Raw genomic sequence first — 25813 nt, 5'->3', positions numbered from 1 at the left:
AACACCGCCCCCTGTAACCCCCCAAATTTTATATAGCAATATATGGTTTATGCCAGATTATGCTTTGTACGCATATCCAACCGTTGAGCGAACAGACTACACTACGTCTGAGCGTCCAACAGACTTACCATGTCTCAGATAGAAACGGTGAACGTGCCCGATTCCAACTCTTCAGCACGCACTGAAGGGTCAGCAGGCCCGTCGTGGACGCTCATGGATCTCGCTGAGCTCGAGAGCGCGTACTGGGATCACATTGCGCCGGCGATCGCCACCGAAGGCCACGATCCACAGTCCCATCGACCCACGCATGAGTGGCTGTCGGCGAATGGCTTTCGCGGTCTGGTGTACGCGCTGCGGGAGTACCACGACACCACCTTCGCCGAGTTCTGGAATGACGTTCTTGACCTCCAATCCCAGGGGTACGACTGGGAGATCGACCATGAACCGACTATCAACTCGCTCGAACGGTACCTCGACCGCCAACAATCCCGGCTCTCCTGGGCCGAGGGGACTGCTCGAACACACCGGTACCGACTTGCACGCTACGTTCGCGCCTACGCCGGCGTGAACGGTACCGCGGACATCCTTTCGCCGATCGACCCGAATGGTGATATCGATGAGAGCGCGGCTGTGGATGCGTGCTGGGCGACGTTCGACGCCCTGGATCAGCGTGTTTCGAGAACCACACTCCAGCGAATTTATGAAACCACTGCCGATTTCTACGAGAGTCTCCTCAACCGGCGGGAAGCCAAACTAAATCCGACCGATGGCTTGGATTACGACTGGACCGACGACGCCGATGACGATACCGGCAGCAGCGAGAATCCGCCGCTGGCTCCCGAGCACGTCCGGGCGCTGTTCGACGCCGCGACCACCACCCGCGAACAGTTAATTGTCGTCGGGCTTTGCGCCTGGGGTCTTCGCTCTGGTGAGGTGGCGTCGCTGCATGCCTCCCAGCTTGTCCTCGACGAGGAGAATCCTCGTATCGAGTTTGACGAGCGGAAGAACGGTCCCGGAAGCGTGGCGGTGATTTACGGTGCTGACGTTGCTCGGGATCGCTTGACCGAACTTGCCGATCGGAACGACTGGAATGGGTATCTATTCCCGTCTGATCGCTCCGAGACGGGCCATCGCCGGCGTGGAACGATTCTTCGATGGTTCGAAGACCTCGCCGGCCAGGCTGAGCTGCCTGAAACGATCGACGGTCACAAGCCGGTGCCTCAGATGGGTCGGCGATTCTGGTATGATCGGTACACGTCGACGATTGAGGACCTCGTCGAGGAACACATCGATGAGATCGCGTCCGACCAGGGCTCGGCCAGTGCGCAGGTCGTAATGGACGACTACCTCTCGCCGGAGCGAAAGCGTGAACTCCGGCGGCAGTTCATGCGCGAAAAACTCGCCGACGCGTTCGAAGGTGTTCAAGATGGGAGATAAATTCTCAAAGATAACTGAATCAGGCTAGCCATCACACTCCACTACAAGAGTCATTCAGATTTTATCGTTGGCCCCTACAGTCAGGAGACCCATCTATACTGTGTAGCCTATCTGAGCAGCCACATCATATAGCTGTACGTACTAACTATCCCATTCAGCTATACCGTATAGCTATACTGTGTAACTATACTACGTAGCTATACCGTCTGACTAAACTTTATATTCTACTGAGCCAGTTACTCTATCATGCTTACTGCAACGGTCTACAGTGAAGCCGGCGGCGTCGGCAAGACCTCGCTGACGGCGAATCTGGGACGTGCACTCAGCGACGCCGGCCATGAAGTGCTCTTGATCGACCTCGACCCACAAGATGCGAGCCTCTCGTACTTATTGGATGTCGACGACGAGCGCGATAATCCAGAGGCAAACAATCTCGTTCGGTATCTCGTCGGTCGATCCGAGGGCTCGCTTGAGCCAATAATCCGCGAAGCCGAAGGAATGGATATCATACCCAGCCACAATATGCTGGAACAGATATCGAAACACCTCCAGCGACGGGCAAACGAAGCTGCGGACTTCGGAGAATCATTCAACGTAAACAAACAGCTGCTTCGAGTTCTTCGGGAAGCTGGAGTGCAAGACAAGTACGACGTAATCCTGATCGATCCAGCTGCGACGGCCGATACTAAGGTCTACAACGCCATTCATGCGACTCGTTCGCTGATTATTCCCTTCGAACCGACTGGAAAGGGATCACAAAGTGTGAGCGGCTTAGAAGACCTCGTATTAGGACTTGAAGAGCAGCTATCGATTGACGTCGGTGTCATGGGGATTGTTCCGAACAAGTACAAGGACACCAGAGACCAGCAGCAGATCATCACCGAGGTACAAGACGGCCCATATGCTGTTCCAGTGGTGTTCAGGGAGCGCTCATCGCTGATCGAGGGGTGCTGGAACAAGCAATGTACAGCCTTCAAATATATTCCCGAGCACCGCAAGCGAGAACGTGACTACGAGCGTGACACTCTCGAGAAGTTTGAAACGCTGGCTGAGTGGTGCGCTAGTGAGGTTGGTCTGGAGGTGATGGAAGCATGAAATCCGGTGCTGGCGCTGATCCCTTCGCCGATGAAGACGAAGAGAGTGGAAGCGAAGTCGAACTCGAGGATCCGATTGAAACAGAGACCCAACGGGAACGCCAGGATGACGAATCAAAGCAGCTCCCGTATCTGTATGCTCGTGATAACGTGAAAGACGACCGATCACAAACGCCGATGTTCATCCAGGAAGACACTGAGGATGAACTTGGGAAGCTACAACGCGACCTGGAAGATATGCTTTCGGACGACCGGGTCTACAAAACTGACGTCGTCGAAGCGGCTCTTCTAGCTGGCATCCAAAATCCCGACGAAACGGCAGCTATTCTTCGGGACTGGGGCTACGATTATTAAGAAATCGGCTTCATTCAATTGCCGACGGCTATTGTACTCTTGATTCCGGTAGTCCGTCAGCTACTCAAGCGAGGTTACTACAGGCGAAGCAATCCAATTGAATCAGAGCTTGTCTGCGAGACGGTTCACATTTTCCGGAGACGATACACCAATAGTGGATATATACTATATGCGCCCCAAATCTACGGACAACCATGTCAATCAAAACAGATTCACTTCTCCGCTGTCGTTGATCGGGATCTGGGTCGTCAAACTTGCCATTCCACACTAAGTCGAGTACCCCTTGGTGTGCCTGTGACGCACGGTATCAGTTTTTCTGCCCCTGCGATGGGCGAGGGGCTCGAGACACACTGAGTCCCTCGTAACTCCAGTGATTCGAATGGCGACCAGCGATAGCTACGACCATCGATTCGACGAAGACGTACCGAGCGGATCAAACACCGGCTGTCCGGACTGTGGTGGCAGGGTTCGAACGAATTCGATCGAGACGGTCTGTGAAGACTGTGGTCTGGTTCTCCACGAAGAACCGATCGATCACGGGCCGGAATGGCGGTCGTTCGAGGACGACCGGACGAATCCTGAACGCACGGGCGCTCCACTCACGCCGACGAGACACGATCGGGGCATTTCGACGGAGATCGGCCGGAAGACCGACGGAAAGGGAAACGATCTCTCGGGTTCAAAACGCAGGCAACTCGGTCGGTTCCGACGTGAGCACAGTCAAGCGCGTTTCCGTTCGAGAAGTGAACGGAACCTAGCTCATGGTCTCTCCGAAGTCAGTCGGATCGTGAGTGCACTCGACGTGTCGGACGTGATCGACGACCAGGCGTGTGACCTCTTCCGGAGCGCACAGAGCGAGGGCCTGTTTCACGGGCGCTCGATCGAGGCGATGACAGCCGGCAGTGTCTATGCGGCCTGTCGGTGCAATCGACTTCCGTGGACGCCCGACGAGGTGAGCGCGGTCTCGCGGGTGAACAAGGAGCGAGTCGAGAACGCCTATCGGACGTTGAATCAGGAACTGGGGCTTCCCACGGTCCCGCCGTCACCGCAGCAGTACGTACCACGGCTTGCTTCCGAATTGGGGGTCTCTCAAGAGGTGCGTCAGGTGGCGGAGCGATTGGCGAAGAAGGCGGAGAAGCATCGCCTTGCGAACGGTCGCAATCCCATCGGAGTGGCGGCCGGTTGTCTGTACGAAGCGATTCAGCGAGGTGACGAAAGCGTGACGCAGTGTGCACTTGGAGAGTGTGCAGACGTCTCACCGAACACAGTACGTGACCGCTGGCAAGAGCTCCAGCGACTCGAATAGACCAAATAGTGTCTATGGTGTTGTACAGCGGGAAAATAGGTCTTCAATAGGTGCTTATAACTCTCTTTCCACGGTCCTGAAGACTAATCCCTGAGACTCATGACGAGAGGTTTTCGAGGCAATCCTCAAGAGTCGTATACGTTTGTTCTACAGTACCGATCGTTCGCCCCTCCCCTAATCCACCTTCGGTGTTCTGGATGACCTGTTGGGAATGTGCAACCGCATTTCGCAACTCGGTCAAGTCATCAAGTTGGCTCGACGCCCGATGATCGCTCGAAAAGCCACAGGCTTTCCAACACGCTTCGATGTCGCTGACGATCGTCGCGAGTGTCGAAAACTGTGCGTAGTGAATTTCATCGAGTTCAATATTCGATCGACGGGCCTCAGCGTGTCGCTTTTCGATTTCCTCAACCACGTCCGGATCGAGCGCGACCCGCTCTTTCCAGTCGGGCGCAACGTCGACGACGAGTTCACGGAGCCGATCCTCGAGTAACGTGATTCGATCGAACAGGCGCATCCTCGCTGGGGATGTATTCAGATCCGCTCGCGTCAGTATCCCTGTCAAGCGATTTTGACCACCGAGGAAATAGAACGGTTCCTCGTAGAGCGCCGCTAGCACTTCTTCGAACGTGGCGTCAGCGGAGATGATCTCTTCGATCGTTATCGGATTTGTATGATCCACAATGCGGTCGTCGGACGGAGCATCCTGTAGCTCCTCCAGAACGACGTATCCCCGAATGTCCTCCCCGTCACTCACTGGTGCAGCGTCGAAGCCTTCAGCTTCGAGCCACTCGCTCGTCTCAGCAACGGACGCGTCGGGAGGTTTTGTCGCGATCGTTTGCGTCGCGAGGTCGTCTGCTGTACAGACGTACCGATCCTGAACCATCGCTTCGAATCGGTGCCGCTCCGAGTATAACAGTTTGGTCGCCACAAGAAATAAGTTAAAGTAATCATTAACCTAGGAATGATGAGTGTAGGGCATTTCACCGATGCAGGTGGATACATTGACCACGGAGATGCTTCCGTCCTGTTTCCGGTCGAAGAGATCGATGCGGTCGTTCACACCCACCGCGACGCGGAACTCGCACTTAAGGGCGCATCAGCCGATTCCGTCCTCGTTGTTCGCCCCACGGGATTTGCCAGCAGTTACGCACTCACCCAACGACCGTTGACGGCGATCGAGGTCTCGGCACTGGATGATGAACTTCGGGAACATCTCGGAGAAGGTATTGATAGCGACCTTTCGAACTTCGAACTCATCCAGGTGGGGAAAGCGGCAGCGCCGACGAACAATCACAGTCTCGCGGAGTTTTGACGAATTGCTACACGCCGACTAAATTACGCCCAGAGTGACGAAAAGACCGATAATCGCGAGGATCGTCATCACGAACCCCTCGACCAGCGGTTTGTTCTCCATGGCATTCTCGTGAATCGGCATGGTGTCATACTCCTCACGGAACGCTTCGAGGTTCTGCTCGTCGTAGAAGTACTTCGTTTTTAGCGCGAACCGCTCGGTGACCGCACAGCCCGTACAAACTGGCTTACCTTCCAGCTGTTCGGTTTTGCTGTGGCTGTGGCAGGCGATCGCCCCCGCAATTGGGACAGTACGTGTAGGTCTTCTCCACATCAATAATTTCACAGTGGACGCCACGATGGATGCCGTTTTCACGAGTCGGCCGTGAGATACCGGCGACATATACAAATTACTCCAAAAGTCGAATTACGAAATTTCCGTAATTTCTACAACTAATTCGCCCTTACTGTTGAGAACAATAAGTCCGTTATCATTGCGTTCGAAATACTCAGTAAGTCCAGTCCGAAGAAATGAATATAATTCTGAACCCGAGTCATAGTTCCATTTTGAGCAGAGCTCGGCGTTCTTCGTTGGTTCCAGATTCGCGATATCATGAAGGCGTCGAAGCTCCTGGTCAGACAATCCATGATCAATTGTAAGTGACTGAACATCAGGTTCCTGGTTAGAACTATCACTTGCAGACTCAGATTTGGTCTCATTGTCCAAGCCGTCCGGGAGCTCTGGAGACGGATTCGAAGAACCATCTGAGTTGGAAGAGGTTAACGACGAAGTAGTTGATGACTGACCGGACTTATCCGATTTATCAGTTCCAGTCGGTCCATCAAAACTGCTAATATCATCATCCCGATCTTGTGCGACCGTGAGCAGGCGCTTTAGCTCTCCGGGGTCATCTTGGTAAATCGGGTACAACCACCATATCTGTTGGATATCGCTTGGGGAGAGAATACTGTCATCACGCACAGTCTGTATTGTTTCTTCCCATTTTTTCTCCGAAAAGTGGTCTGTATCGAAAGTGAGCTCAGAAAGGATGAGTTCGGCTACGTTGGGTGTGATCGAGTTCAAGATCTCATTGAGCTTGAGTGGCCCATCAATGGTCTCGACTTCCTCGTCTGCAACTAAATCTTCGGCCCAAAGCTCGTTGCCCCGCTGTTTGGCCCGTTCGATAATATCCGGATCAATTCCTGCTGATTCAAAAGTAGGTTGCTGACCGATGCGTTCACCAAGTTCACGAACCCAGTAAAGCTGCTTGGCAAATTCTTTGGCATCAACCCCGTCAAGGTGGGTCTCCTCTTCTGGTACCGCTACGTAGTGGTGGAAATGAGGTTTTTGATCAGCGTGACGGCGGAGAATCCTGCCCATCCGCTGAATCAATTGCAGTTCGGTCTTCGTTCCAGCAACATTTATACCGACTTCGGCATCGGGGACATCGATTCCCTCGTCAAGTAGTTTCGGAGCGATCAAAACCCCATTATCAGTCTTCTTGAATTTATCAATTCGCCTTCTAACGATCCGATCTTTCTTCGCATTTGATGTCGCTACCTGACTATGAACTGCATATACATCATCACAAATCTGGGAGAGGGCGGCCTGAATTTCATCGACCATGTCGATATTCATCGTGAACATTACGATCTTTATCCCGTCCCCATCCACTGTTAGGTACTCTTCTGCAAGGTCAATCGCAGCGTCGAGTTTTGGCCGAGACCGATGTCGGATCATATTCCGGCTCATGATCGCTGCATGGAGGTCCTCCCATGAGTCGGGTACCTCATCGCGCTCTATCTGAGCGGCTTTGTGAGCTCGAATGAAGTCCCCGAGATCTTCGAATTCTATGAATGGGACATCTAAAGACTTGAGAAGAGTGGTTGAATGGTCGGAGTACCGAACCTGTTTAAACAGATCAGTAATCCGGTTAGTTTTTTGTTCCCACTCATCGGCCTCTGTGGCTTCAAGTGGCGTCGGATGGACGGTCCATTCGAAACCGGGTATGATGCCGTCCTCTTGGGCGTCTTCGACAGAATACGAATAAACGACATCACCGAGGAGTTCTTCAAGTTCCTTCCGCTTTGTTCCGCCAGCTCGTCCAAGAGTGGCTGATAACCCGAGCAAAGCATCGGTTTTCAATGCGTTAAGCGCGGCACCAAATCCACCGTCACTGGTGTTAGAATAGTGGTGTGCTTCGTCGCAGATTACTAGGTCATACTTCTTGTCGGGCGGACCACCATATCGGGGCTGAAGAGAATGGATCGTATGAAATTCGACAGTCCCAGTTGAAAAACTGAGATCATCGGGTTGTCCCGACGTATCTGCTCCCGCCACGTTCAGTCCGAGCAAGTCCCGGATTTCTCGCTCCCATTGACTCAGAATCGCGTTGGAGTGGGCAATCACCGCGATAGAAGCGTCTTCTGTGCGGGCCCCAGCCCATTCGTCAAACTGGTGGTTTGGTAAGACACCACAAAGGTTAGCAATAGCTGCGATTCCAGCAACTGTTTTGCCAGTCGCTGTCGCCATTTCGAGTGTACCTTTTCGACCTGCTTCGAGCCATGCTTTGAGGCCCTGGCGTTGGTTCCGCCATAAGGAAACCATCAAAACCGGATACTGTAGCGAATCCACGAGATCTTCGTGATCTAACTCATTGTACTCATTCAGCGCGGTCTGCAGTTCAGTTAGTAGTTTTTCATCCTCGTAGACTTCTTGCTGGGCCGCTGTCGCATAGAGTTCAAGAATATATAATGTCCCGTCTCGACTCATATGGTCGAGATCCATCTGACTGGGATCAAAACCTTCCCGCCGAAGTCGTTTGGTCAGGAGACGTTCAGCAGTTTCAGAGAGGACCTCAAATTCAGTATTTTGTCGATTCGTGAGATTTTTGTTCATTTCAGCGATGTCTTCCCGGAACTCAGCAAATTCAGTACGCTCTTGTGAAGCACGTTGTTGATTTTCAGAGAGCGGCGTCGAGAGCATGTTTGAGTGCTTCGTCACCAGGTTTTCTGTAGAGTTCGCGGCGGAGCTGAAAGGCTCTAAGATACGGTGTTAGCTTGTCTTTTGACACTCCTCGGTGGGGCGAGAGCCACCGTCGCGTCAGCGACGCGTGGCTCTCGCAGGTGTTGACGTGGATGTCGCCGTCAGCGTATTCGCCGTCGCCGTGGACGACGTATTTGCGGGTGAATGCGTCGTCTTCTTCGAGCGGTTCGTACGATCGAAATCCGTCCGTATAGACGGTCAGCGACTCCTCATCGTGGTCAGCAAGCAGGAGTCGAATCGTCGATTCGTCAGCGGATTTCGCTGGCACGACATAGCGCTCGTCCGAGCCACGATCGACCAGCGTGAACACCGGCGGTTTGTCGCCGTCGTACGAACCTCGTCCACGCGTGGATAAGCCACGCGAGCGCGACTCCTGGTCGCGCTCGCGGCCTTTCAGGCCGGCCGAGACGTACACTTCGTCGATTTCGACCGGTCCAGACAGTGTGATCGAAGGCGCGTCGAGCGCGCTGGCGAAGCGCTCGACGCGCCGTCTCACCGTTCTGTACGAAAGATCGAGCTCCGCCTCGATCTGCCGAATACTCGTGTTGAACCGTAAGAACACGTAGATCGTGAAGTACCACTCTTTCAGTGAGAGCTTCGAATGAGCAAAGATCGTGCCGGTCTTGTCGTTGAACGTCCGACCGCAATTCTTACACAGATACCGTTGATACTCCCGATAGCTGCCGTTTCTGACCGTCAGGTCAGAACGGCAGCGGGGGCACTCGACGCCATCACGCCAGCGAACCTGTTGGAGCAGGTCCGCTGCAGCCGATTCCGACACGAACCGGCTTATTGGGAACATATCGGGCACCGCTGGCGCGGTGCCCTTGCCCTCTTCGACTTTCAGCCGCAACTCTCGCTATCAACAATCTACTTCGCAAGAGCGTCTCCTCTATATCTGTTTGTCGTCTGGAAATCCGTGTTTGGGAGTAAAGAAGATATGCGGTGATTGCAGTCAGAGTCGCACCTAAGAGAGCTTCATTCACGGCTAGTGGCTTTGATACGGAAATGATCCCAAAGCTGGTTAGTAGCATAAGTCCGCTGAAAGTAAAAATAAGAAGGGCGAAAGCTGCAGTGACGATTTTATGTGAACGGTTACTCATATCAAATATCTTGGCTGATGGCAACATAATAGCATCGAAGAGGGGTACCGAATAGAACTGATGTGTAGCATCGTTTCTTCATTTCCAAGACCCTGTGTAAGATCCTTTTTAATCTGAAGTGGACTATAACGTATTACTCGGTTGGTCCTTCGATGAGGACTATATCGCCATCTTCTAACTCGTCCAAATTCACGTTCACGGCCCTGATTCGATCAAGTACCGTGTTTGCGTCCGATAGCAGTTCGCTCACGCGCTCCTCGCCTGGTCTCTCCTCACTATCGACGACCGTCGTCACCTCGTCGGTAACGTCGGCGTTGGGAAGCTCCTGTCGGAGCTCCTCGGCAACGACCTGCAATTCAGCCCAGACAGTGTCATCGGCGCCAGGTGGCTGGGGATCGTTGGCACGTTCGATGAGTTGGCGAACACGCCGTTCAGTGGGTGGTCGAGAGGAGGAAAGTGCTCGCTCGATTGCGTCAGTAGTCGGTGACTCGGGGTGGTTAGTCCGCAGCGCTTCGCCTGCCTCCTGTAATTGTGTCCAGAGACTCGGACCCTTGGTATCGTCGAGGAGCTCGCGAACCTGCTCATACGTTTCGGCCTGCTGAATGAGGGAAGCATCGATAACATCGCTTTCCGACATGTCATCACCGTCCCAAACAGCCTGAACAAGCTCTTGGAAGTCGTCTAGAACGATATCGTTGAACTCGTCGGTGGCAACATCAAGAATATTCTGAACCTCGCGCTCGTTCGACCGAAGCCACGAGGTGAGTTGCTCACAAATCTCTTCGGGATCCGACGAAATAGTATCACCTGTGATTCGTCGATACTGAGCAGAGACCTCATCGATTCGATGCTCCCCAGCATCCTGGAGTCGAGATTCGACGGTCGCGACGCTTGGCACAGTGGTGCTTTCGGCCGTCGCCTGCATGCTGGTGGTGATCGACGCGTTGGGATAGAGTGACGTCATCGTCTCTAGCTCAGCAGTGAATCGTTGCCAGAGAGACGTCCCTTCCGGTCCGGGCTCAAAGAGCTCGCGAGAATCAGCGAACGTCTTGGCCTCTTCGAGCACCACTTCGAGGTTGTCTTCGCTTCCCAGGTTTGACGTCGAAAGCTCCTCACCGCCAAGTGCTGGCCCGATTGTAGCCTCGAAAGTACCAAGTGAAACGTCAAACTCTCGGGAAGTGTTCTTCAACGTCCGTTTGACAGTCGCACTGTGCCCGTCGATCCACTGGCCGAGTTCATCAAGCCACTCATCTGGTCCATCACCTTCCGGTTCCTCGCCGATCACAGTTGTAACGAGTTCTCGCACCGTTTTCGGGTCGATAATATCGACGCCGAACCGAACCTGGAGTGACGTCAGTCCCCCTTTGGTCCGGACTTGTCGGCCGATAGCGGCGGGATCAGACACGTACTCGGTATCCTGCTTGAGCGCGACCGACTCGTTGGAGGTCGCAAGTGTAATGAGCAGCGCCGCGATCGACTCCTGTGGCGTCCCGCGGTAGTCCCCGTTGGCTGTCTGTGTCTGTTGAAGCAGCGTCTCGACGTCGACCGATTTCTGTTCCTCGTACCGGTTGATGAACTCGCGACACCAGCCCGTATCGGCGACCTCCCTCCTGGCTGTGTCGACCCCAAGCATCGCTGCGTCCGCGCTTGAGAGCGGCCACTCACCGCTCCCGCGGAAGAACGTTGCCATAGCCTTTGCGTCGTCGACTTCGACGAGCGGCCGCGAGAGCGTTTTCCGGGACGACCCGAAAACCGCATTGATCTGGTCCTCGACGACGCCATCAAGCTCGCTAGAGCGTGCGCCACGATGTCCATTGGCCGTGTAGACCGACGCATCATCGAGAATCTCGGTCACCGACGATTCAAGCCGACGTTTGTCAGCACGGTGTTCACGTTCGAGTTCCTCGTGGGACTCGGTCTCTTCGTCCAAGACTTGTCCCATGCCGATGACGTTCTGAATCCGCTCCAGCATCGTCTCGGGAACGTCGATAGTAAGCAGAATGTGTTCGCCACCATCGCGACCATTGTTCACGTCCTGCCACGTCTCGACCTGCTTTGAGACAGTATCGTGATCATCAGCCAGCACGCGAACACGTAGCGCGTCGTATACAGGAGCCGGCGCTCGGTCAACCGGTTCGAGGATGGAGTAGTCGTACCGTAGCGGAACGAGGCGTTCGTCGCCGACATCGACTTCGTGGCGCTTTCCGTCACTTCTGAAGAAGTCGTCGTTCTCGCGCAGCCGTGTCTCTAGCCACGCCGACAGCTGGTGCGGCGAGATCTTTGCGGCCTTATCCTGCGCACGACTGAGGATGCTCTCTTGTTCCTCGGAGACGAGCGTGTATACCTCATCGCCCTGGTCGTTCGTCTCGGTGAGGGCTTTCTGCTTGTCGACGAGGGTCTCTAGCCCCGATTCGGCTCGCTCGACAACGTCGTCGACAGACGCTGTGACATCGTTGACCATCAACCGACCGAGGTTCTCGGGTGTCGAGGGAACAGCAGGCGCCTGGTTCAGAAGGTAGAGCCCTTTCGCAAGGCGCACTTCCCACGCGTCCTCGTCACCGTCGAACGTCGGCACAAGGGTATTGTCGATCATTTCTTGGACCCACAGCGGGAGATACGTCGTCTCCTCGACCAACAGATCAAACAGGACATCCCACGTTACGAGCGCACCCTCTTCCCTCGACGCCCACCCGAACTTGGTGAATAGCGACCGAACGAGAACAAGCAATGCTCGACCCTGGATGTAGTCTCGATCGGTCGAGCGACCCTGTGTGATGAGCTCCTGCATCACCGCCCGCAGAAGCGACAGATCATACTCCCGGAATGGGTAAGACTCGATAGGGTCTGGATCTGCGCTCGTCACAGGGGAGTTTGTTTGGAGTGTGAGATCGGGCATCGATGCCACTAGCGACTCGACACGATCCCTACCTCCAGAATCTGACTTCTGGAGCCACCGTTTTCGAACAATGATCTCGGTATCCGCTCCTTCGAGCTGGACCTGTTGGTGCGTCCAGTGGTCTTCGGGTGGCTCTCCGATGAGGCTCTCGCGCGTATCCGGGAGTGAATACTGCCCTGTGGTGACGACGACTGGATTCGGACCACGCTGGAGTGCCTCCATCGTCTCTTCGAACTCACGGTATCGGGGGCGACTGTCGCCGACGAAGAGCGCTACTTCGTCCAGACCGAGCAGCAATTCGGTCCGCTTGTTGCCGTCATTGAGCGAGTCAACCGCCGTTTCTACGCGTGAGACGAGCTCTTCGGGATCAAATGACTCGGAGTCGACGTCAGCTTCCGCGGTCTCGATAGACGCTTTCACGCCCGAACGACTGTCGAATTCAGTCCCGGATGTCTCTGGCATCGCCGGTAACGCCTCGTAGAGCCAGCTGCGGAGCGATGCCCGTTCAGCGAGTACGTCTTCGAACGTCTTCCCCTCATGCTCGAACGCTTGGAGGGCTTCCCAGACCCCATCGTACTCCATGTCTAGCGTCCAGGCCCACTCAAGCAGCCAGTTCGGGTCGGTCGGATATCCGAGTTCTCGACCGATCGCCTCAAAGATCAGGAACGGGAGCGGTGGTTCCTTCGATGCGTCGCGGTCGAGCAGGTTAAGGAAAACCGGTTTGAGGCGGTCGACGTGAGAGTCTGTGATCGACTGCTGGAGTTCATCGAACCCAGGCCACTGTTCGGCCAGTCGATCACCCAGGTAGGCAAAGTCGGACTCGTCATCAGCGAGGAGGCCGACCAGCTTCAGGAGGTGGGTCTTTCCTGACCCGAACGTCGCGTGGATATAGAGGAACCGCGCGGCCTCACCGGGATGCGTCTGGATAGCCTCGCCAAGCGATTCGAGTACCTGCTCGGCACTGTCGGTTTCATAGAACTCTCTAACGTCAGTCTCGGCACGTTCACGGGCGTTTACCTTCTGTACTTCTTCGAGCTCTCGCGTCGGATCGCTGTGGAAGAGTTCGTCGATGCTCATTGGAGATGCACCCCCTGGATCTGGCCGTCAATTTGGTGGGCCGGATAGTAATGCCGCGATTCGCCGCCGAAGAAGCTCAACTTCCCACCGACGACATCACCCGGGAACGGGATGCCGATCGTGGACTTGACGTTCCGTCGGTCGAGTTCGTCAAGGAGTTCTGAGGCACGTGTGAACGGATACAGACTACCGAGATTAAGCAGGAGTACCACGTGGCTCTGGGTCTCTAACTGGGCTTCGCTGAGCTCGAAGTCGATCATTTCCTCAACGAGTTCCTCGGCAAGCCGGTCCTGCATCGTCTCCTCAATACGCTCACCTGGCGACGTATCGCCCTCAAGTTCAGTTAGGGGATCGCCCAGATCAACGAGGAGTTTGTACACATCGGTCCGTGGAAGGAGTTCATCAAGCCAGATCGGCTGTACGGTTACGTCGTCTGGAATCTCTGGTGCTTCCTTGCGACCGTCGGACCAGGTCTCAAGACGGTCTACGACCCGGTGTTCGACTGATGGGTCAACAGCAGCGATGACGAATGGATTACGGATCCCGTGTTGCCCCTGTGCGAACGTTCGTAGTTTTTCCTTAAATTCGCGATAGGGTGACGAACTACCTTGGCTCATCGAATAATCACCCCTTCGTCAGTCTCCTCGATCTCAAGATCTTGCTGTTCCACGAGATGCTCCAACCGGCGATTTAGTTTCTGCCGATCGTCAGGAACGATGCCGATTTGATCGATGTCTTCGGGCGTTCGATCACCAACGATTGACGACAGTTCGTTGAGTCGGCCATCCAGCTCAGTCGGACTGTACTCGATCGCGTCGACGAGTGGCTCTAACCGCGCTAAATCGTCCGTCACCTCGACAATCTCATCTGTATCTGTATCACTCGATAGCGTTGTGAGCGCGTACTCGATCGTTTCGTACCACTGTTGGAGCTGACGCATCGGCGTGATGTATTTTCGCTCGAAAGCGGCGTGGAGAACGCCTGTAGGGAGGTCAGTTGCCGAGCGTACCCATGGATGCTCCTCAATGCGACTGCCTAGTTCACGCAAGCCTCGCTCGTCGACGAACGTGTTCCACCCCCTCTCAAGTTCGGGTGCAAGATCGGGAACTAATTCCTCGGAAAGTGTACTCCATCCGTCGGTCGTCCACCACTCACCATCGAAAGAAGAAACCGCAGATGAGCGGGACTCGATGGATGCTTGAGCGTCCTCGTCTACCCAGTCGAATTGGCGGTTCCGAATCGTTAGTATCGCATCGAGCCGTTGTAGCGTCGAAAGACGTCGGTTCCAGACGTCAGTTACCTCTTCGATCCACTCTTGGGCCTCATTAGTTTCGTCGATAACATCCGCGATACCGTCATCTTGTGACTTAACGGCTGAGATACGATTTTCGGTAGCATTGATTCGTTCTGCCAGCTCATCAGCAAACGCATTGAGTAAGCCAGCGACTTCGTCGGTTCGCACGTCAGTGTCGGCGACCAGGGTGATGTCTTCGCGAAGTCCGGTCAGCTTCGAGCGCATCTGCTGGTTAGTTTCTTGAAGGTGGATGAGACCATCAGCGACTGTTTCAGTCGTCTCCTTGAATCCACCCTCTTCCAGCAGCTTGCTCAAGTTTGTGCGTGGAAGGAGTTTCAACCTCGTCGTCGAGAGGCTGTCGAGGGCAAGGACAGCTTCATCCTCCAACGTGTTTCCGTCTTCGTCGATCGGTAGTAGTCGCCCCTCCCGACAGAATCCCCAGATGATCGCACAGAGGGCAGGCCGGGCCTCGTCGTAAAATGGTTTCTCCTCGACGATTCCGTCGAGAACGGTGTTCATATTGAGTCCCTCGTCGCGGCCTTTCAATTGTCGGCCAGTGAGAGACATAACGTTTCGCTGTATGGTTTGTTTGCCCTGCGCTCTATCCTGGTTCGACGAAGGGACTTGAATTGTCCGTGCCCAAGGGGGGAGCGGTGCGTCACCGTCAAGTTCACGTAGTTCTTGAAGCCGACTTTCGTTGACCTGGAGCATCATCGGGTGGAAATCGTCGGGATAGGCGACGTCGACAGTGGCTTGTATCGCCTTTGAGAGACCGCTGATGTCCGTCCGATCTTTTACCGCATAGGTACCACTCATCATTGCGCTCGTCAGCTTACTTCGGACGGCGTTGGCACGTTGTTCGAGGTCACGCTCGACCGCTGGCGGTGCGTCACGAGTGGCAATTGCGTCGCGGAGCGCCCACCACTCAATCATTCGTTTGCGAAGGTCCTGGAGGCCAGCCGTGTCGATCTCCCAGTAGAGCGTGTCCTCGTCGGTTTGCTCCGGTTCTATGTCTGGGCGGACACCCTGCACATCGACATCGATATCCAGCCCTCCCTCGGCTTCGATAGTGCTCTCGAATGTTGTCCCGTCGAGTCCGAATTGATACGATACGGGGTACTCGTCATTAGATTCTCCGTACGGGACTGACTCTGGAAGTGATAGGTCCTGAGTGATGCGATTCCAGAGATGTTTGTCCAAGGTTTCGACGATGTTTTCCCAGTCGGGGTTGGTTTCATTTTCCTCAGTCTCGTCGTAGATGAGGCGTTCTTCCTGCGTCGCGAACCGGTATCGAGCCCCACTTTCGTCCTGCGTCGGTCGAATGTACTTCTGCAGCCGATCCAGTGATTCCTCGACCCGATTGGTCGTGCTAATCCACGATTGGCCGTTCAGATCATCCATAACGGCGACCGCGATATTCCCTTCGTTCAGGGGAACGATTTCGTGGACGTGCTGAAGGAGGAGGACCGCCTTCGCTACGTCGAGGTCGAACTCTTGAAGCTCACCTTCGTCGTCGGCTACTTCGTCAGCGATGCCGGTCGTCTCATCGGCGCCTTCGACGACCCGCATGTCCTGTGGTAAGATTTCACGGAGTTCAGGCTCGATCAGGTCGAAGAAGTCGACCAGCGAGACGATAGTATCCCCCTTGCCCTCGTCGACCCAGTCGTCGAGCAACCTATGCATTAGTGCGAGGATGGCCCGGGCAGTTCCCGAGAAGATCGACTTTGCGGGGTCGTTCGCCTCCCGACGGAGATTGAACAGGATTTCGAGGAATAGTGGGGCGTGGTACGGCAGGAACGGATAGAACTCCACGAGTTCCTCACCATCGATAGCATCGAGTGGCGGCTTCGTGTTCTGTTTAATTTCGTTGTACACGAGCGACTCAGCAGGTTTGACGTCGGCGTCAGCCAAGATGCGCCGAACCGCATCTTCCCCTACGTCAGACTTCTGGAAGAGCCGCCGTTTGGCGATCTCCCCGACATGCTTGCTCGGAAGCTGATACCGGTGCGGGAACCGGTCTTTGACGATACTGAAATCGGCCCCGTGGGCCGCGAATTTGGGTTGGACGTCTTCGATTTTTGCCTGCGCCGTCGCAACGAGCTGAATGTCGCCGTCTCCGATGTCGTCGACGTTTTCCGCGAGCGTCTGCAGCTCTGTGAGCCGTTCGAAGTCGGTTCCGATGAAGAGGCTCACCTCGTCGAGCAGGAGGACGAGTTTGACCGGTTCCTCAAGCTCCGCTTCACGCTCCTGCCGCAGTGATTCCAACCGACTGATAACCTCTTCTGGGTCAATATTCGAGGGTTGAAGGTCGGTGTAGCCGTCGCGTGTACCCGTTACGCCCTCGAACAACTCCGGGAGCACAACATCAGACAGCGCACTGTACTGTTGGATGTCGGTCCAGAGACCATCAGTTCTCCACTCGTATTGCGGTTGGTCCGGTGTCACTCCCTCGACAACTGATGCTGCTCGATCCTGTCGTTCCGGCCAGGATTCGGTCGTTTGATACCAGTCTTCGAAATACGCGATATCAAGCTGGGAGGACAATCCAGTAGAGATACTGTCATTGACGCCCGTGAGAATCGGATTCTGGTGGGCATGACGAAGAACGATCTCACTAAAGCTGCGTTGCTTCTGGCCCTGATACTTGAGCAGGTTGACGGAGACAGGGATGACGTGATACTTGGAATGAACGGCACTCCACTGAGTGCGGAGCGTATCGAGGTCCCCACTCGTTGACGCATCCGGAACGAGGTTTCTCCACACCTTGTCGGAGCGGCCTTGGAGCCACTTGGTATCCATCAGCCCGTCCAAAACTGTTAACAGATGGCTCTTTCCACTCCCATAGTAGCCGTACAGCCAGTAGTTCGATCCCGACCGCATATCTTCGGCTTCGCCAATCAATCGGTTGACGAAGTCCTCGAGGAAGCGTTGAGAGTCAGCCGTGACGTGGTATGATTCGATAGCCTGTTTCCTGTGCTGCATTTCGTCTGCTGACTGGTTCTTTCGGTCGATTCGTACCGATTCCTCGAAATCCTCTGGTAAATCTTCAAACCATGTTGCGTCTACCATCATTCACCCTCCTCACTAGTAATCGATGAGTACGGCCCTTCATTCGGCCGGAGTTGCAGATTCCCATGGAGTTCTACGAACTCCCACGACTCCGTTTCCGCTGCCCTGTTGTAGAGTTCTTCCCAACGAGCACTCGGCTGGAATAGGTACTGAAGACCGATTGGTGATTCAAACCACTCATCTTCGCCTTGCACGTACGAATAACCCATTGCAACGAGGAGTGCTGTCTCTCCGAGCGATGGCGGATCGCCGACGACCGTTTGCTGATTCTTCAAAACACCGATTTCACGCATTACCGACCGGAATCCTTCGCACCATCGCTCCGTCGTCGAGTCGGCATAGTCAAACGATGTCCCGTCAGCGTATTCAAACTGATTCAGGATAGTTATAAGCGTCTCATTAGAGAAGTCAAGTGGTTCGGGATATTCGCCGGAAAGCCGTCGGGCGTATTCGTGGACAACATATCTAACGAGCGGGTCGTCGGCGACGAGATAGGGGTAGAGAACTTGCGCTTTCTCTTGCGAAGACGAACATGCATCCAGCACAGTCGGGAGCTCACTCGGGTTGGGAAGGCGAGCAGGGGTATTTTTGAGCCGTGATGAGAGAACGCGGTATATTTTCTGGGAACTCCCTCTAGTGCTGCGGTTCGCACGTCGTTCCTCGAACCAGATCTCTTTGGCCTCGTTCCAGTTCCCATATACACGGTACAACTCAGCGATCTCTTCCGTTCGATCAGGGAAAAGGCCGCACATGGTCAAATCCATGTTGACTTCCTCGAGAGAGAACGTACGGGAAAGGGACGGCAGTCCGCTATTGCCGTCTGGCTTCTTCTTCATAGCATGGTGAAGTCAACCAACCCACTTTACTATTTGTCATCGTTAGCTATCCCCTCCGAGACAGTTGGAAACTGCGTTAGATAAAAGGCCGAGGACTATACACGATGAACGTTTTGCGACAGTCATCGTTGGTACGCTGCTATCTGATACGCGAGTCATCAATGTCATCAGGCGTATCAGATTCACGTTCGACATCGATCAATTCCGAGAGTTCCCCTGTCGATAGAGCCTCCATCTCAACGCGATCTCCTTTTGACGTATAAAACAGGCTCGTTGAGACCTCCCGATCGGGATACAGTTGCTGAAGGACATGATAGTAGACGCTCAGCTGTTTGCGATACTCGCTTTCGGCGTCCCGGGAACGGTCGGTCTTGTAGTCCACGATCTCGACACAATCGTCGGTCACGTGCAGCAAGTCGATCACGCCGGAGATCGTCACTTTCTGATTCCCGACCGACACCGGCAGGTACGCGTCCTCCTCGACAAGTAGCGTTCCGTCGAGATCGTCAATGAAGTCCCGCACCCGCCGTTCGTCATCACTCTCAGGCTCGATCTTCTCACCGGCAGCATAACGCTCGGCGAAGTCATGCACTGCATTCCCGAACTCGATCCCACGACCCTCCTCACGCTCCTCGAAGACGCGGTCATCCATCAAGGCGTGGGGCGACTAGCCAGCCGGCACGTCGGGCTCCGGGATCGACACCTGCAACCGCGTCTGTTCGGTCTGGTCGATCCCGGACTCCTCGAGGTCCGGCTCGACAGACTTTGGCTCCAGCGGCAGGTTCTCGAACAGTGGACTCGGCTCCGCCCCCGCCGAAAAGAGCAGGTGATCCTGTGCTCGCGTCATCGCGACGTAGAGCAGACGGCGCTCCTCGTCGTAGTCACGACCCAGACACGCCGACAGCACACGGTACCGCCAGTTGTCGTAGAGGTGGGGCCGACCGTGTGCCGTCGAAGACAGTTTCGTCTGGCGCAGGCCGATCGGATCCGCGTAGCGAATCCGATCCGCGCCGCCACCCGATGGCGGGAAGCTGTACCGATTGATATTCGCGACGATCACGATCGGATGTTCGAGTCCCTTGGCCGCGTGGATCGTCTGAACGGTGATGGAGTCCCCACCAGGGTTGTCGTCGATCTCGTGCGTTGCCTCGGCGTCCAGACTCCGCTCGATGAAGCGGATCATCCCGCCGAGATTCCGCGTCGTCCCGTCCGAGACATCCTGGAGGAGGGCGACGAGCGAACTCGCATACGCGTCCTCAAAGCCGTACCGCTCGAAGACATGGCGGGCGATCGCACCGATCGACTCCATCGCCGCGAGTCGCTCGCGAAACGAAACCATCGCGTCGGGATACGCTCGCTCGTCGAGGATCTGCTCAACCTCCGCGAGCGTGTACCCTGCCCGTTCGAGGACGACCGCCCAGCCACGACGGGAGTCCTCGTCGGCGAGAATCCGGAGCCACGCGAGCAACAGGATCGCCTGATCGGTCTCGAAGAGCTTCACGCCACCCTCGTAGGCGACCGGAACGCCGAACTCGTCGGCCGTGGTCTGCAACTCCCGTCCGAAGCGTCGCGTCCGGGTGAGGACCGCGATGTCGTCGTAGCGTGGCGTGCGAAGGTCGCCGTTCTCGTCGTCGACCGCGTAGGCGTCGTTGCCGACGATCGTCTCGATCCGATCGAGGATCACCTCGTGTTCGCTCGCACTCGTGAACGCCGCGATCGTCGAGTGGTCCCGATCGGTCGCCGCCTCGAGCCCGTCGATTTCGTCGACGGTTCGATCGACCGACTCGCTGCCCGTCGCGGGCACCGTCAGGGCGTGCCGCGAGAGGTCCAGGATCGACTGCGTCGAGCGGTAGTTCCGTCGTAGTGGGATCGTGTTCACCTCCTCGACGGGGAAGGCAACGCGTTCGTGCTCGCCGTTGAGTTCGCGTTTGTACGCTTGGAGTCGACGTTCGAACGAGCGAATGTTCTCGACGGCGGCGTACTGGAACCCGTAGATCGACTGCTTCCAGTCGCCGACGACACAGAGGTTGTCGGTCCCGGCGAGCAGGAGTGTGAGCTTGAACTGGATCTCGCTGGTGTCCTGGAACTCGTCGACCATCACCTGCTCGAAGGCGATCGACTCCCGGAGCGCGTGATCCTCACACAATTGGACGAACGCGAACAGCTGGAGGAAACTGAAGTTCAGGTAGTTTCGCCGGAGCGCGAACTGGATATACTCGACGTACACGTCGTGGACGAAGTCCTTCAGCGCCTCACGGTCTTCCACGAACGCTTCCTCCGCCCACCGGTCATCGATTGAGGGATAGCCGTCTCGCAGTTCTTCCTCGCTGGGGGCGTCCGGGAGGAAGCAGCGATCGCGTTCGAAGCCGCTCAGGGAGGACCGCAGGTCCGACTGCGTGGCCCCGTTGGCCCCCTCGTTCGGCGCGTTCGCTTCGGCGAACAGCGTCTCGAAGGCCTCGAGATCCCCGTCCAGAGCGGCCTCGCCGTCGCGATACCACCCGTCTACGGTGGGAAAGACGCCCTTCGCGGCGAGTTCTCTGATTAACTCGAGTACCGATGTCGGATCGTTGAGCACGCGGAACACGGCCTCGTGTTCAGGATGGGCGTCGACGAACTGCGAGAGGAAGGTCCGGAAGCGATCGGCCTCGATGACCTCGTTTTCAAGCAGCTGCGTCGAGCCGGTAATCTGGTCGTCGATCCCGAGGTATGACGGCGCGTCGGCCCCGTATTCGAGCAGCAGGTCGTGACAGAAGCTATGAAAGGTGCTGATCGGCGCGTCCCGGAGCGCGGACATCGAGTAGTCACACCGCGCGACGACGCGCTCTTTCATCTCGGTGGCAGCGTTGTTCGTGAAGGTGACCAGCAGTACGTCCTCGGGCTCATAGCCCTCACTCAGCAGGTTCGCATAACGGCGCGTGATGGCGAAGGTCTTGCCCGTCCCCGCGCCGGCGTCGACGACGTGAATCCCCTCGGTCGCCTCGATCAGCTCGCGCTGTCGGGCGTTCGGCGTGGGCTCAGTCATCGCGACCCCCCTCGGACAAGAGCAGATCACGATGGGTCACGCGATCCAGGTTGGGGTCGCCGACCGGGAACGACGACTCCCGATACTCGTTGATCCGATCGATCTGGGCGTCGAGGAACGCCTCGAAGGCGTCGATGTCGTCCCGGAAGTAGTTCTCGCCGCGCAGGTCAAGCAGCGTCTTGAGGGCGCTCTCGATCCCCGACGTGACGTACTTGTACTCGCCGACGCGGTCGCGAGCATACCTGACGAACGGGTCCGCAAACTCTGTATCGAGGAGTGCGTCCTTCTCGTCGATGTCGGGAAACGCGTGCCCGTCGAGGAACTGGGCATACGCGTCATATCCCAACTTTTCGAGCGTCTTCCGTCGGTTATTGCTTTCCGCAACGCCCGCACAGAGTGCGTCGAAGGCCGTCTGCGTGCCCGCCCACTCGTCGAACGTCTCAGGATAGTACGTCACGCGGACGAGCGCGTCCTCGATGTCAGTGGATCCGGTAATGGCGTCGTCCACCAGATCGAGGAAGTGATAGAACACGAAGTCGATCGGCTCGTCGGAACGAACCTGACGGTGATGGGCAAGATAAAGCATGGCCTGGAAGTCCGGTTTGTCGTGAATCTCTTCGATCGACGAGCGATCGACGACCTGTGACGCGGATTTCGCTGACCCGCTCTTGTAATCGAGAAGTTGCGTCGGGGAGTGGATGAGATCGACCTTGCCTTTCCCGCCGAGTTCCGGATTTTCGAACCACTGCTCGGTGATCGGCGAGTCGATTGGGTGATCGAAATGATCGGCAACGAGATTTCCAAAGGGCAACACCTCGTACTCGCCGTAGTCACGCTCGACCGGCGGATTCTCGTCGATGAATCGCTCGATCAGGTCGAGGCCCACGTCGAACTCCGTTTCGAGGACGTCACGATCAACCTGATCGACGAAGGGCCGGAGTTCGTCGAGAAAGAGGTCGACGAGTTCCTCCCGATCCGCATCGGCGACCACGTCGGGATGGTTGACGTAGAACTCGGCGAAGTCGTGATAGCAATTCCCTTTCCGGAAGTAGTCCTGATCGGGTTGCTCGACGAGCTGGTCGAAGAAGTAATCGCGCGGGCAGTTGACGAACGTGTTGAGACTCGACTGGCTGATCGTCTCAATCGGCTCGGGCGCTACGTTGACGGGGTCGTGCTCGAAACCGGTTGAGCCATCTCCTCGCCGATACGTGTGCGGGATGGTCTCGAAGTCGTCGAACGTCTCGATGCCGTCGTCCAGAAGGTCGTGGAAGTACAGACACGGCCGGACTGGTTCGCCGGCGCTGGTCTCCTGAACGAGATAATACTGTTCGCGACCGTTCTGGAGGAGCAACTGGAACTGTCGGAGGTGCTCGCGGTCTTTCCGTTCGGTGTCGCTCCACGGCCGATCGATGACTTGGTGAGTCCAGTCAGCATCCAGTCCGAGATAGAAGACGGCGGGCCGGTCGACGTAGACCGACGTTTTCGCGTCGGCGAGCAGGACGCCGCTGTCCTCGCGGTCGATCGGCACGTCGAACGCGCTCAGGTAGAACGCCAGATCGTCGAGTCGACCGTCCGTGACCGGCTTGTCCACTAATCCGAGCACGTCGAGTTCGTCTCGAACGGCGTCCAGCGACCGGTCCGACAGCTCCGCGAACTCTCCGAGCGCCTCGCCGAAGGTCCACTCGCCGACGGCCGCACAGAAAGCCTGAACCGGCTCGATAGCCCGCCCATCGAGTTCGCGGAGAAGCTTCTGATCGTCCGTGACGGGGAGATCGATTCCGAGCCCGCGAGCGATCGGTCGGACATCCCCGACGCGGGCTCTCGAATCGGCGTGGGCCAGCCTGAGTAATTCGAGGAACGTCCGCAGTCCCTCGTCGTCGGCGAATCCAGGCCCGCCGTAGAAGGGAATATCTTGTGCCTCGAGTGCGGATTCGATCAGCGCGGGGAACGGCCCGCCACGATCCATGACGATCGCCACGTCGTCGGCGTTGTCGCTGGTCACGTTGTCCACGATCGCCTCGACGATCGCTGTCCGGGACGCGAAGCTGTGGAACGCCGGCAGGTCGAAGGCCTCGCTCGTGAGCGGGTCGATCACGTCATACTCGGCGGGCAAGATCGACCGGTCCAGCTCGCTGAACTGGGATTCACCGATGACGGCGACGTTGAGGTCGTCGTCGATCCGATACTCGTCAAGATCGCGATGCGCACTCTCGACGGACGCGATGACATCAAGTACCTCACGTGTCGCCGGTGTGTCGTAGCGATCGAACTCAAGGATCGCCTGTCGATCACCTGTCTCCTCCCAACAACCGAGGATTAACTCGACCAGATGGGCGGCCTGCTTCCAGGGCAGTGCCGTCTTGTCGATCACTTCGACAAAGAGCTGTCGTTGGTCCTGCGGTCGGAACTCGTCGGCCGCGAGCATCTGTGGCGTGGCCGCGAACCGACCGAGTCGTGGGTGGTCCAGCCGTCGATTGAGCGCAAGACTGAGCGGCGCGTCGACCGTCAACACGAGATCGTAGTCCGCCACCTCCTCGAAGAGATCGTCGATAGAACGAGCCTGTTGCAGTGACACAATTCGTTTCCTGCCCAAGATTACAAAAAGGTAGCCACCAGCGGTGAGCGTTACTCATCAGACAAAATATGTAAATGACTTTACCCAGCATGGGTATCTACAACCAGTGACAATCTTTGTTGAGAAATCGCCGTTTCCAATCGATTCCAGACTGTCTCGAACAACGGTGAGTTACCGGTGAGATCAGGGACCGTTGTCTCCCATTGCTGGCGGATTACGACCCATTGGTCCTCCGTAGCCCTGTCGACAGATCGATGGTGAGATCATCGTGTTTGCACTTCGCCTCAAAGGCAAGCTGCTCCTCAGCAATCTATACGAACTCTGGAGGCATCAAGAAGGAGAGGATAGCCGATCCTCGAAACTCTCTACGCTTGAAATCGAGACAAGATAAGGTCATCAAATTTACTTTCTGACTGAAGAAGTGGATCCGCGATGAATTCCCGATGTTCGAGCCAGAGTTCGTCAAAGACAATGCGAGGAAATCCAGCTTGTTCAGCGGCTTCACCCATAGCAAGCTGCACTTCCTGATAGCCGATACGCTTGTATGGTTCGCTCTCGGGATGCATGTTCACAATTTGGGCTGGTCCACGTTCTCTCTCGGTGTCATCGAGTACAATCGCGCCCATCTTGACCAAGGCCTGGACAACGTTGGTATCTAAGGCAACATCCAGCTGGTCATGCCACTCCGTTCGTCGAATGCCGAAGACATCGACAACTTGTCGAAGAAATTCGTTCGCAATCTTCTGAGCGATATGTTGATGGGATCGAAGCGTATCATATGCCTCTTGATGGGTATCCTGCTCGATGATGTTCTCCGGTGAGACACTGTCGACGACATCGCGATACTGGTCCCGACTCAGCGGTGTCGCGCGGGCCTGGATTACTCGCTTGAAGATCAGATCTAAGTGTTCTCTACCTGCTTCTGGTGTCGTTTCGATTCCGAACACCGTTTCATAGGTATTCTGGGTACTCTGTCGATGTCGTTTGGTGAGATCGTGCTCAGCGATCCGGTCAGCGAGCGTTTGGACTCGATCTTCGTTGAGATACATAGTATACTGTCTCCTGATCAGGTTTCCTTGTACTCTTGCCACTCCTCGCGGGTGTAGGAATTCCCGTCAGCATCGTGCACCCAGTACGAATAGCCCGTTCGGGGTGGTGGAAGATCGAAGGTTGGCTCTTCAAATTCCCCAAGTACATTGACAAAATCCTCGCTATCAGGCGGTTTCATTTCATCCTCGATGATAACCGCGAACCCGTTGTCCGGCCACAAATCATCCATCTCGTCCAGATTTAGATAATCCGGCATCGCTAGACCCGATGACCAAGGCTGGAATCATAAATCCCCCTTCGAAAATAGGACTGTCCCTCGAGAAACGACCCTCCCAACAGAGGACAGATGTGATGACGGTCA

General features: G+C 55.9%; 15 protein-coding genes and 2 pseudogenes. 5 read left to right on the top strand and 12 right to left on the bottom strand.

Annotated elements, in window-relative coordinates:
• The first annotated feature begins 213 nt into the window (after positions 1 to 213).
• The 4 genes from E3374_RS11260 (at position 214) to E3374_RS11245 (ending at position 4191) form a co-directional block, all read left to right on the top strand.
• Entirely contained in the window at positions 214 to 1437 is a 1224-nt protein-coding gene (locus E3374_RS11260; RefSeq protein WP_136689176.1) for a site-specific integrase, read from the top strand.
• Positions 1438 to 1683: 246 nt separating this feature from the next.
• Positions 1684 to 2532, top strand: a complete 849-nt coding sequence (locus E3374_RS11255; RefSeq protein ID WP_136689175.1) for a ParA family protein — start codon at positions 1684 to 1686, stop codon at positions 2530 to 2532.
• Complete coding sequence (locus E3374_RS11250; protein ID WP_136689174.1) at positions 2529 to 2885, top strand: hypothetical protein; 357 nt, start codon at positions 2529 to 2531, stop codon at positions 2883 to 2885. Before E3374_RS11255 ends, E3374_RS11250 begins: the two co-directional genes overlap by 4 nt.
• A gap of 379 nt (positions 2886 to 3264) precedes the next feature.
• A complete protein-coding gene (locus E3374_RS11245) occupies positions 3265 to 4191 on the top strand; it encodes a transcription initiation factor IIB (RefSeq protein ID WP_136689173.1) in 927 nt (308 codons plus the stop codon).
• Between the two features lie 97 nt (positions 4192 to 4288).
• Here the strand turns inward: E3374_RS11245 and E3374_RS11240 are convergent, their stop codons facing one another.
• Positions 4289 to 5077, bottom strand: a complete 789-nt coding sequence (locus E3374_RS11240; RefSeq protein ID WP_211194952.1) for a CBS domain-containing protein — start codon at positions 5075 to 5077, stop codon at positions 4289 to 4291.
• Positions 5078 to 5158: 81 nt separating this feature from the next.
• Here E3374_RS11240 and E3374_RS11235 point away from each other — a divergent pair, with 81 nt between their 5' ends.
• A complete protein-coding gene (locus E3374_RS11235) occupies positions 5159 to 5506 on the top strand; it encodes a hypothetical protein (RefSeq protein ID WP_136689172.1) in 348 nt (115 codons plus the stop codon).
• 18 nt (positions 5507 to 5524) lie between these two features.
• On the opposite strand, the pseudogene E3374_RS11230 reads toward E3374_RS11235, so the two are convergent.
• The 11 genes and pseudogenes from E3374_RS11230 to E3374_RS11180 form a co-directional block, all read right to left on the bottom strand.
• A pseudogene (locus E3374_RS11230) lies at positions 5525 to 5888 on the bottom strand (restriction endonuclease); the annotation flags it as partial.
• A gap of 23 nt (positions 5889 to 5911) precedes the next feature.
• Positions 5912 to 8470, bottom strand: a complete 2559-nt coding sequence (locus E3374_RS11225; RefSeq protein ID WP_136689171.1) for a DUF5797 family protein — start codon at positions 8468 to 8470, stop codon at positions 5912 to 5914.
• Positions 8448 to 9332, bottom strand: coding sequence for an IS1595 family transposase (locus tag E3374_RS11220; RefSeq protein ID WP_136688597.1), 885 nt, complete (start codon positions 9330 to 9332; stop codon positions 8448 to 8450). Before E3374_RS11220 ends, E3374_RS11225 begins: the two co-directional genes overlap by 23 nt.
• A 434-nt stretch (positions 9333 to 9766) precedes the next feature.
• A complete protein-coding gene (locus tag E3374_RS11215) occupies positions 9767 to 13606 on the bottom strand; it encodes a hypothetical protein (protein ID WP_136689170.1) in 3840 nt (1279 codons plus the stop codon).
• Positions 13603 to 14223 (bottom strand): BREX protein BrxB domain-containing protein, encoded by a 621-nt coding sequence (locus E3374_RS11210; protein ID WP_136689169.1) that lies wholly within the window; start codon positions 14221 to 14223, stop codon positions 13603 to 13605. The genes E3374_RS11215 and E3374_RS11210 overlap by 4 nt, the downstream gene beginning before the upstream one ends.
• A complete protein-coding gene (locus E3374_RS11205) occupies positions 14220 to 17969 on the bottom strand; it encodes a hypothetical protein (RefSeq protein WP_136689168.1) in 3750 nt (1249 codons plus the stop codon). The genes E3374_RS11210 and E3374_RS11205 overlap by 4 nt, the downstream gene beginning before the upstream one ends.
• Positions 17969 to 18805: a hypothetical protein gene (locus E3374_RS11200; protein ID WP_136689167.1), complete on the bottom strand. Its 837-nt coding sequence runs from the start codon at positions 18803 to 18805 to the stop codon at positions 17969 to 17971. The genes E3374_RS11205 and E3374_RS11200 overlap by 1 nt, the downstream gene beginning before the upstream one ends.
• Positions 18806 to 18944: 139 nt before the next feature.
• Positions 18945 to 21827, bottom strand: a pseudogene (locus tag E3374_RS11195) (UvrD-helicase domain-containing protein).
• Positions 21820 to 24402 (bottom strand): PD-(D/E)XK nuclease family protein, encoded by a 2583-nt coding sequence (locus tag E3374_RS11190; RefSeq protein WP_136689166.1) that lies wholly within the window; start codon positions 24400 to 24402, stop codon positions 21820 to 21822. Before E3374_RS11190 ends, E3374_RS11195 begins: the two are co-directional and overlap by 8 nt.
• Before the next feature lie 365 nt (positions 24403 to 24767).
• A complete protein-coding gene (locus E3374_RS11185; protein ID WP_136689165.1) occupies positions 24768 to 25451 on the bottom strand; it encodes a hypothetical protein in 684 nt (227 codons plus the stop codon).
• Positions 25452 to 25468: 17 nt separating this feature from the next.
• On the bottom strand, positions 25469 to 25708 hold the full coding sequence (locus E3374_RS11180; RefSeq protein ID WP_211194951.1) for a hypothetical protein: 240 nt from the start codon (positions 25706 to 25708) through the stop codon (positions 25469 to 25471).
• Positions 25709 to 25813 lie beyond the last annotated feature (105 nt).

The sequence above is a fragment of the Halorhabdus amylolytica genome, assembly GCF_004944975.1.
In the GTDB taxonomy this organism is placed as follows: Archaea; Halobacteriota; Halobacteria; order Halobacteriales; family Haloarculaceae; genus Halorhabdus; species Halorhabdus amylolytica.
The sequence above is the reverse complement of the archived record's forward strand: the minus strand, read 5'-3'. Positions and strand labels throughout refer to the sequence as shown.

Bases quoted from the DNA above. Each gene is read 5' to 3' on its own strand.
- E3374_RS11260 (WP_136689176.1), top strand. From the start codon at position 214: ATGGATCTCGCTGAGCTCGAGAGCGCGTACTGGGATCACATTGCGCCG.
- E3374_RS11180 (WP_211194951.1), bottom strand. From the start codon at position 25,708: ATGCCGGATTATCTAAATCTGGACGAGATGGATGATTTGTGGCCGGAC.
- E3374_RS11240 (WP_211194952.1), bottom strand. From the start codon at position 5,077: ATGGTTCAGGATCGGTACGTCTGTACAGCAGACGACCTCGCGACGCAA.
- E3374_RS11215 (WP_136689170.1), bottom strand. From the start codon at position 13,606: ATGAGCATCGACGAACTCTTCCACAGCGATCCGACGCGAGAGCTCGAA.
- E3374_RS11250 (WP_136689174.1), top strand. From the start codon at position 2,529: ATGAAATCCGGTGCTGGCGCTGATCCCTTCGCCGATGAAGACGAAGAG.
- E3374_RS11235 (WP_136689172.1), top strand. From the start codon at position 5,159: ATGAGTGTAGGGCATTTCACCGATGCAGGTGGATACATTGACCACGGA.
- E3374_RS11205 (WP_136689168.1), bottom strand. From the start codon at position 17,969: ATGGTAGACGCAACATGGTTTGAAGATTTACCAGAGGATTTCGAGGAA.
- E3374_RS11220 (WP_136688597.1), bottom strand. From the start codon at position 9,332: ATGTTCCCAATAAGCCGGTTCGTGTCGGAATCGGCTGCAGCGGACCTG.
- E3374_RS11255 (WP_136689175.1), top strand. From the start codon at position 1,684: ATGCTTACTGCAACGGTCTACAGTGAAGCCGGCGGCGTCGGCAAGACC.
- E3374_RS11200 (WP_136689167.1), bottom strand. From the start codon at position 18,805: ATGAAGAAGAAGCCAGACGGCAATAGCGGACTGCCGTCCCTTTCCCGT.
- E3374_RS11225 (WP_136689171.1), bottom strand. From the start codon at position 8,470: ATGCTCTCGACGCCGCTCTCTGAAAATCAACAACGTGCTTCACAAGAG.
- E3374_RS11210 (WP_136689169.1), bottom strand. From the start codon at position 14,223: ATGAGCCAAGGTAGTTCGTCACCCTATCGCGAATTTAAGGAAAAACTA.
- E3374_RS11185 (WP_136689165.1), bottom strand. From the start codon at position 25,451: ATGTATCTCAACGAAGATCGAGTCCAAACGCTCGCTGACCGGATCGCT.
- E3374_RS11245 (WP_136689173.1), top strand. From the start codon at position 3,265: ATGGCGACCAGCGATAGCTACGACCATCGATTCGACGAAGACGTACCG.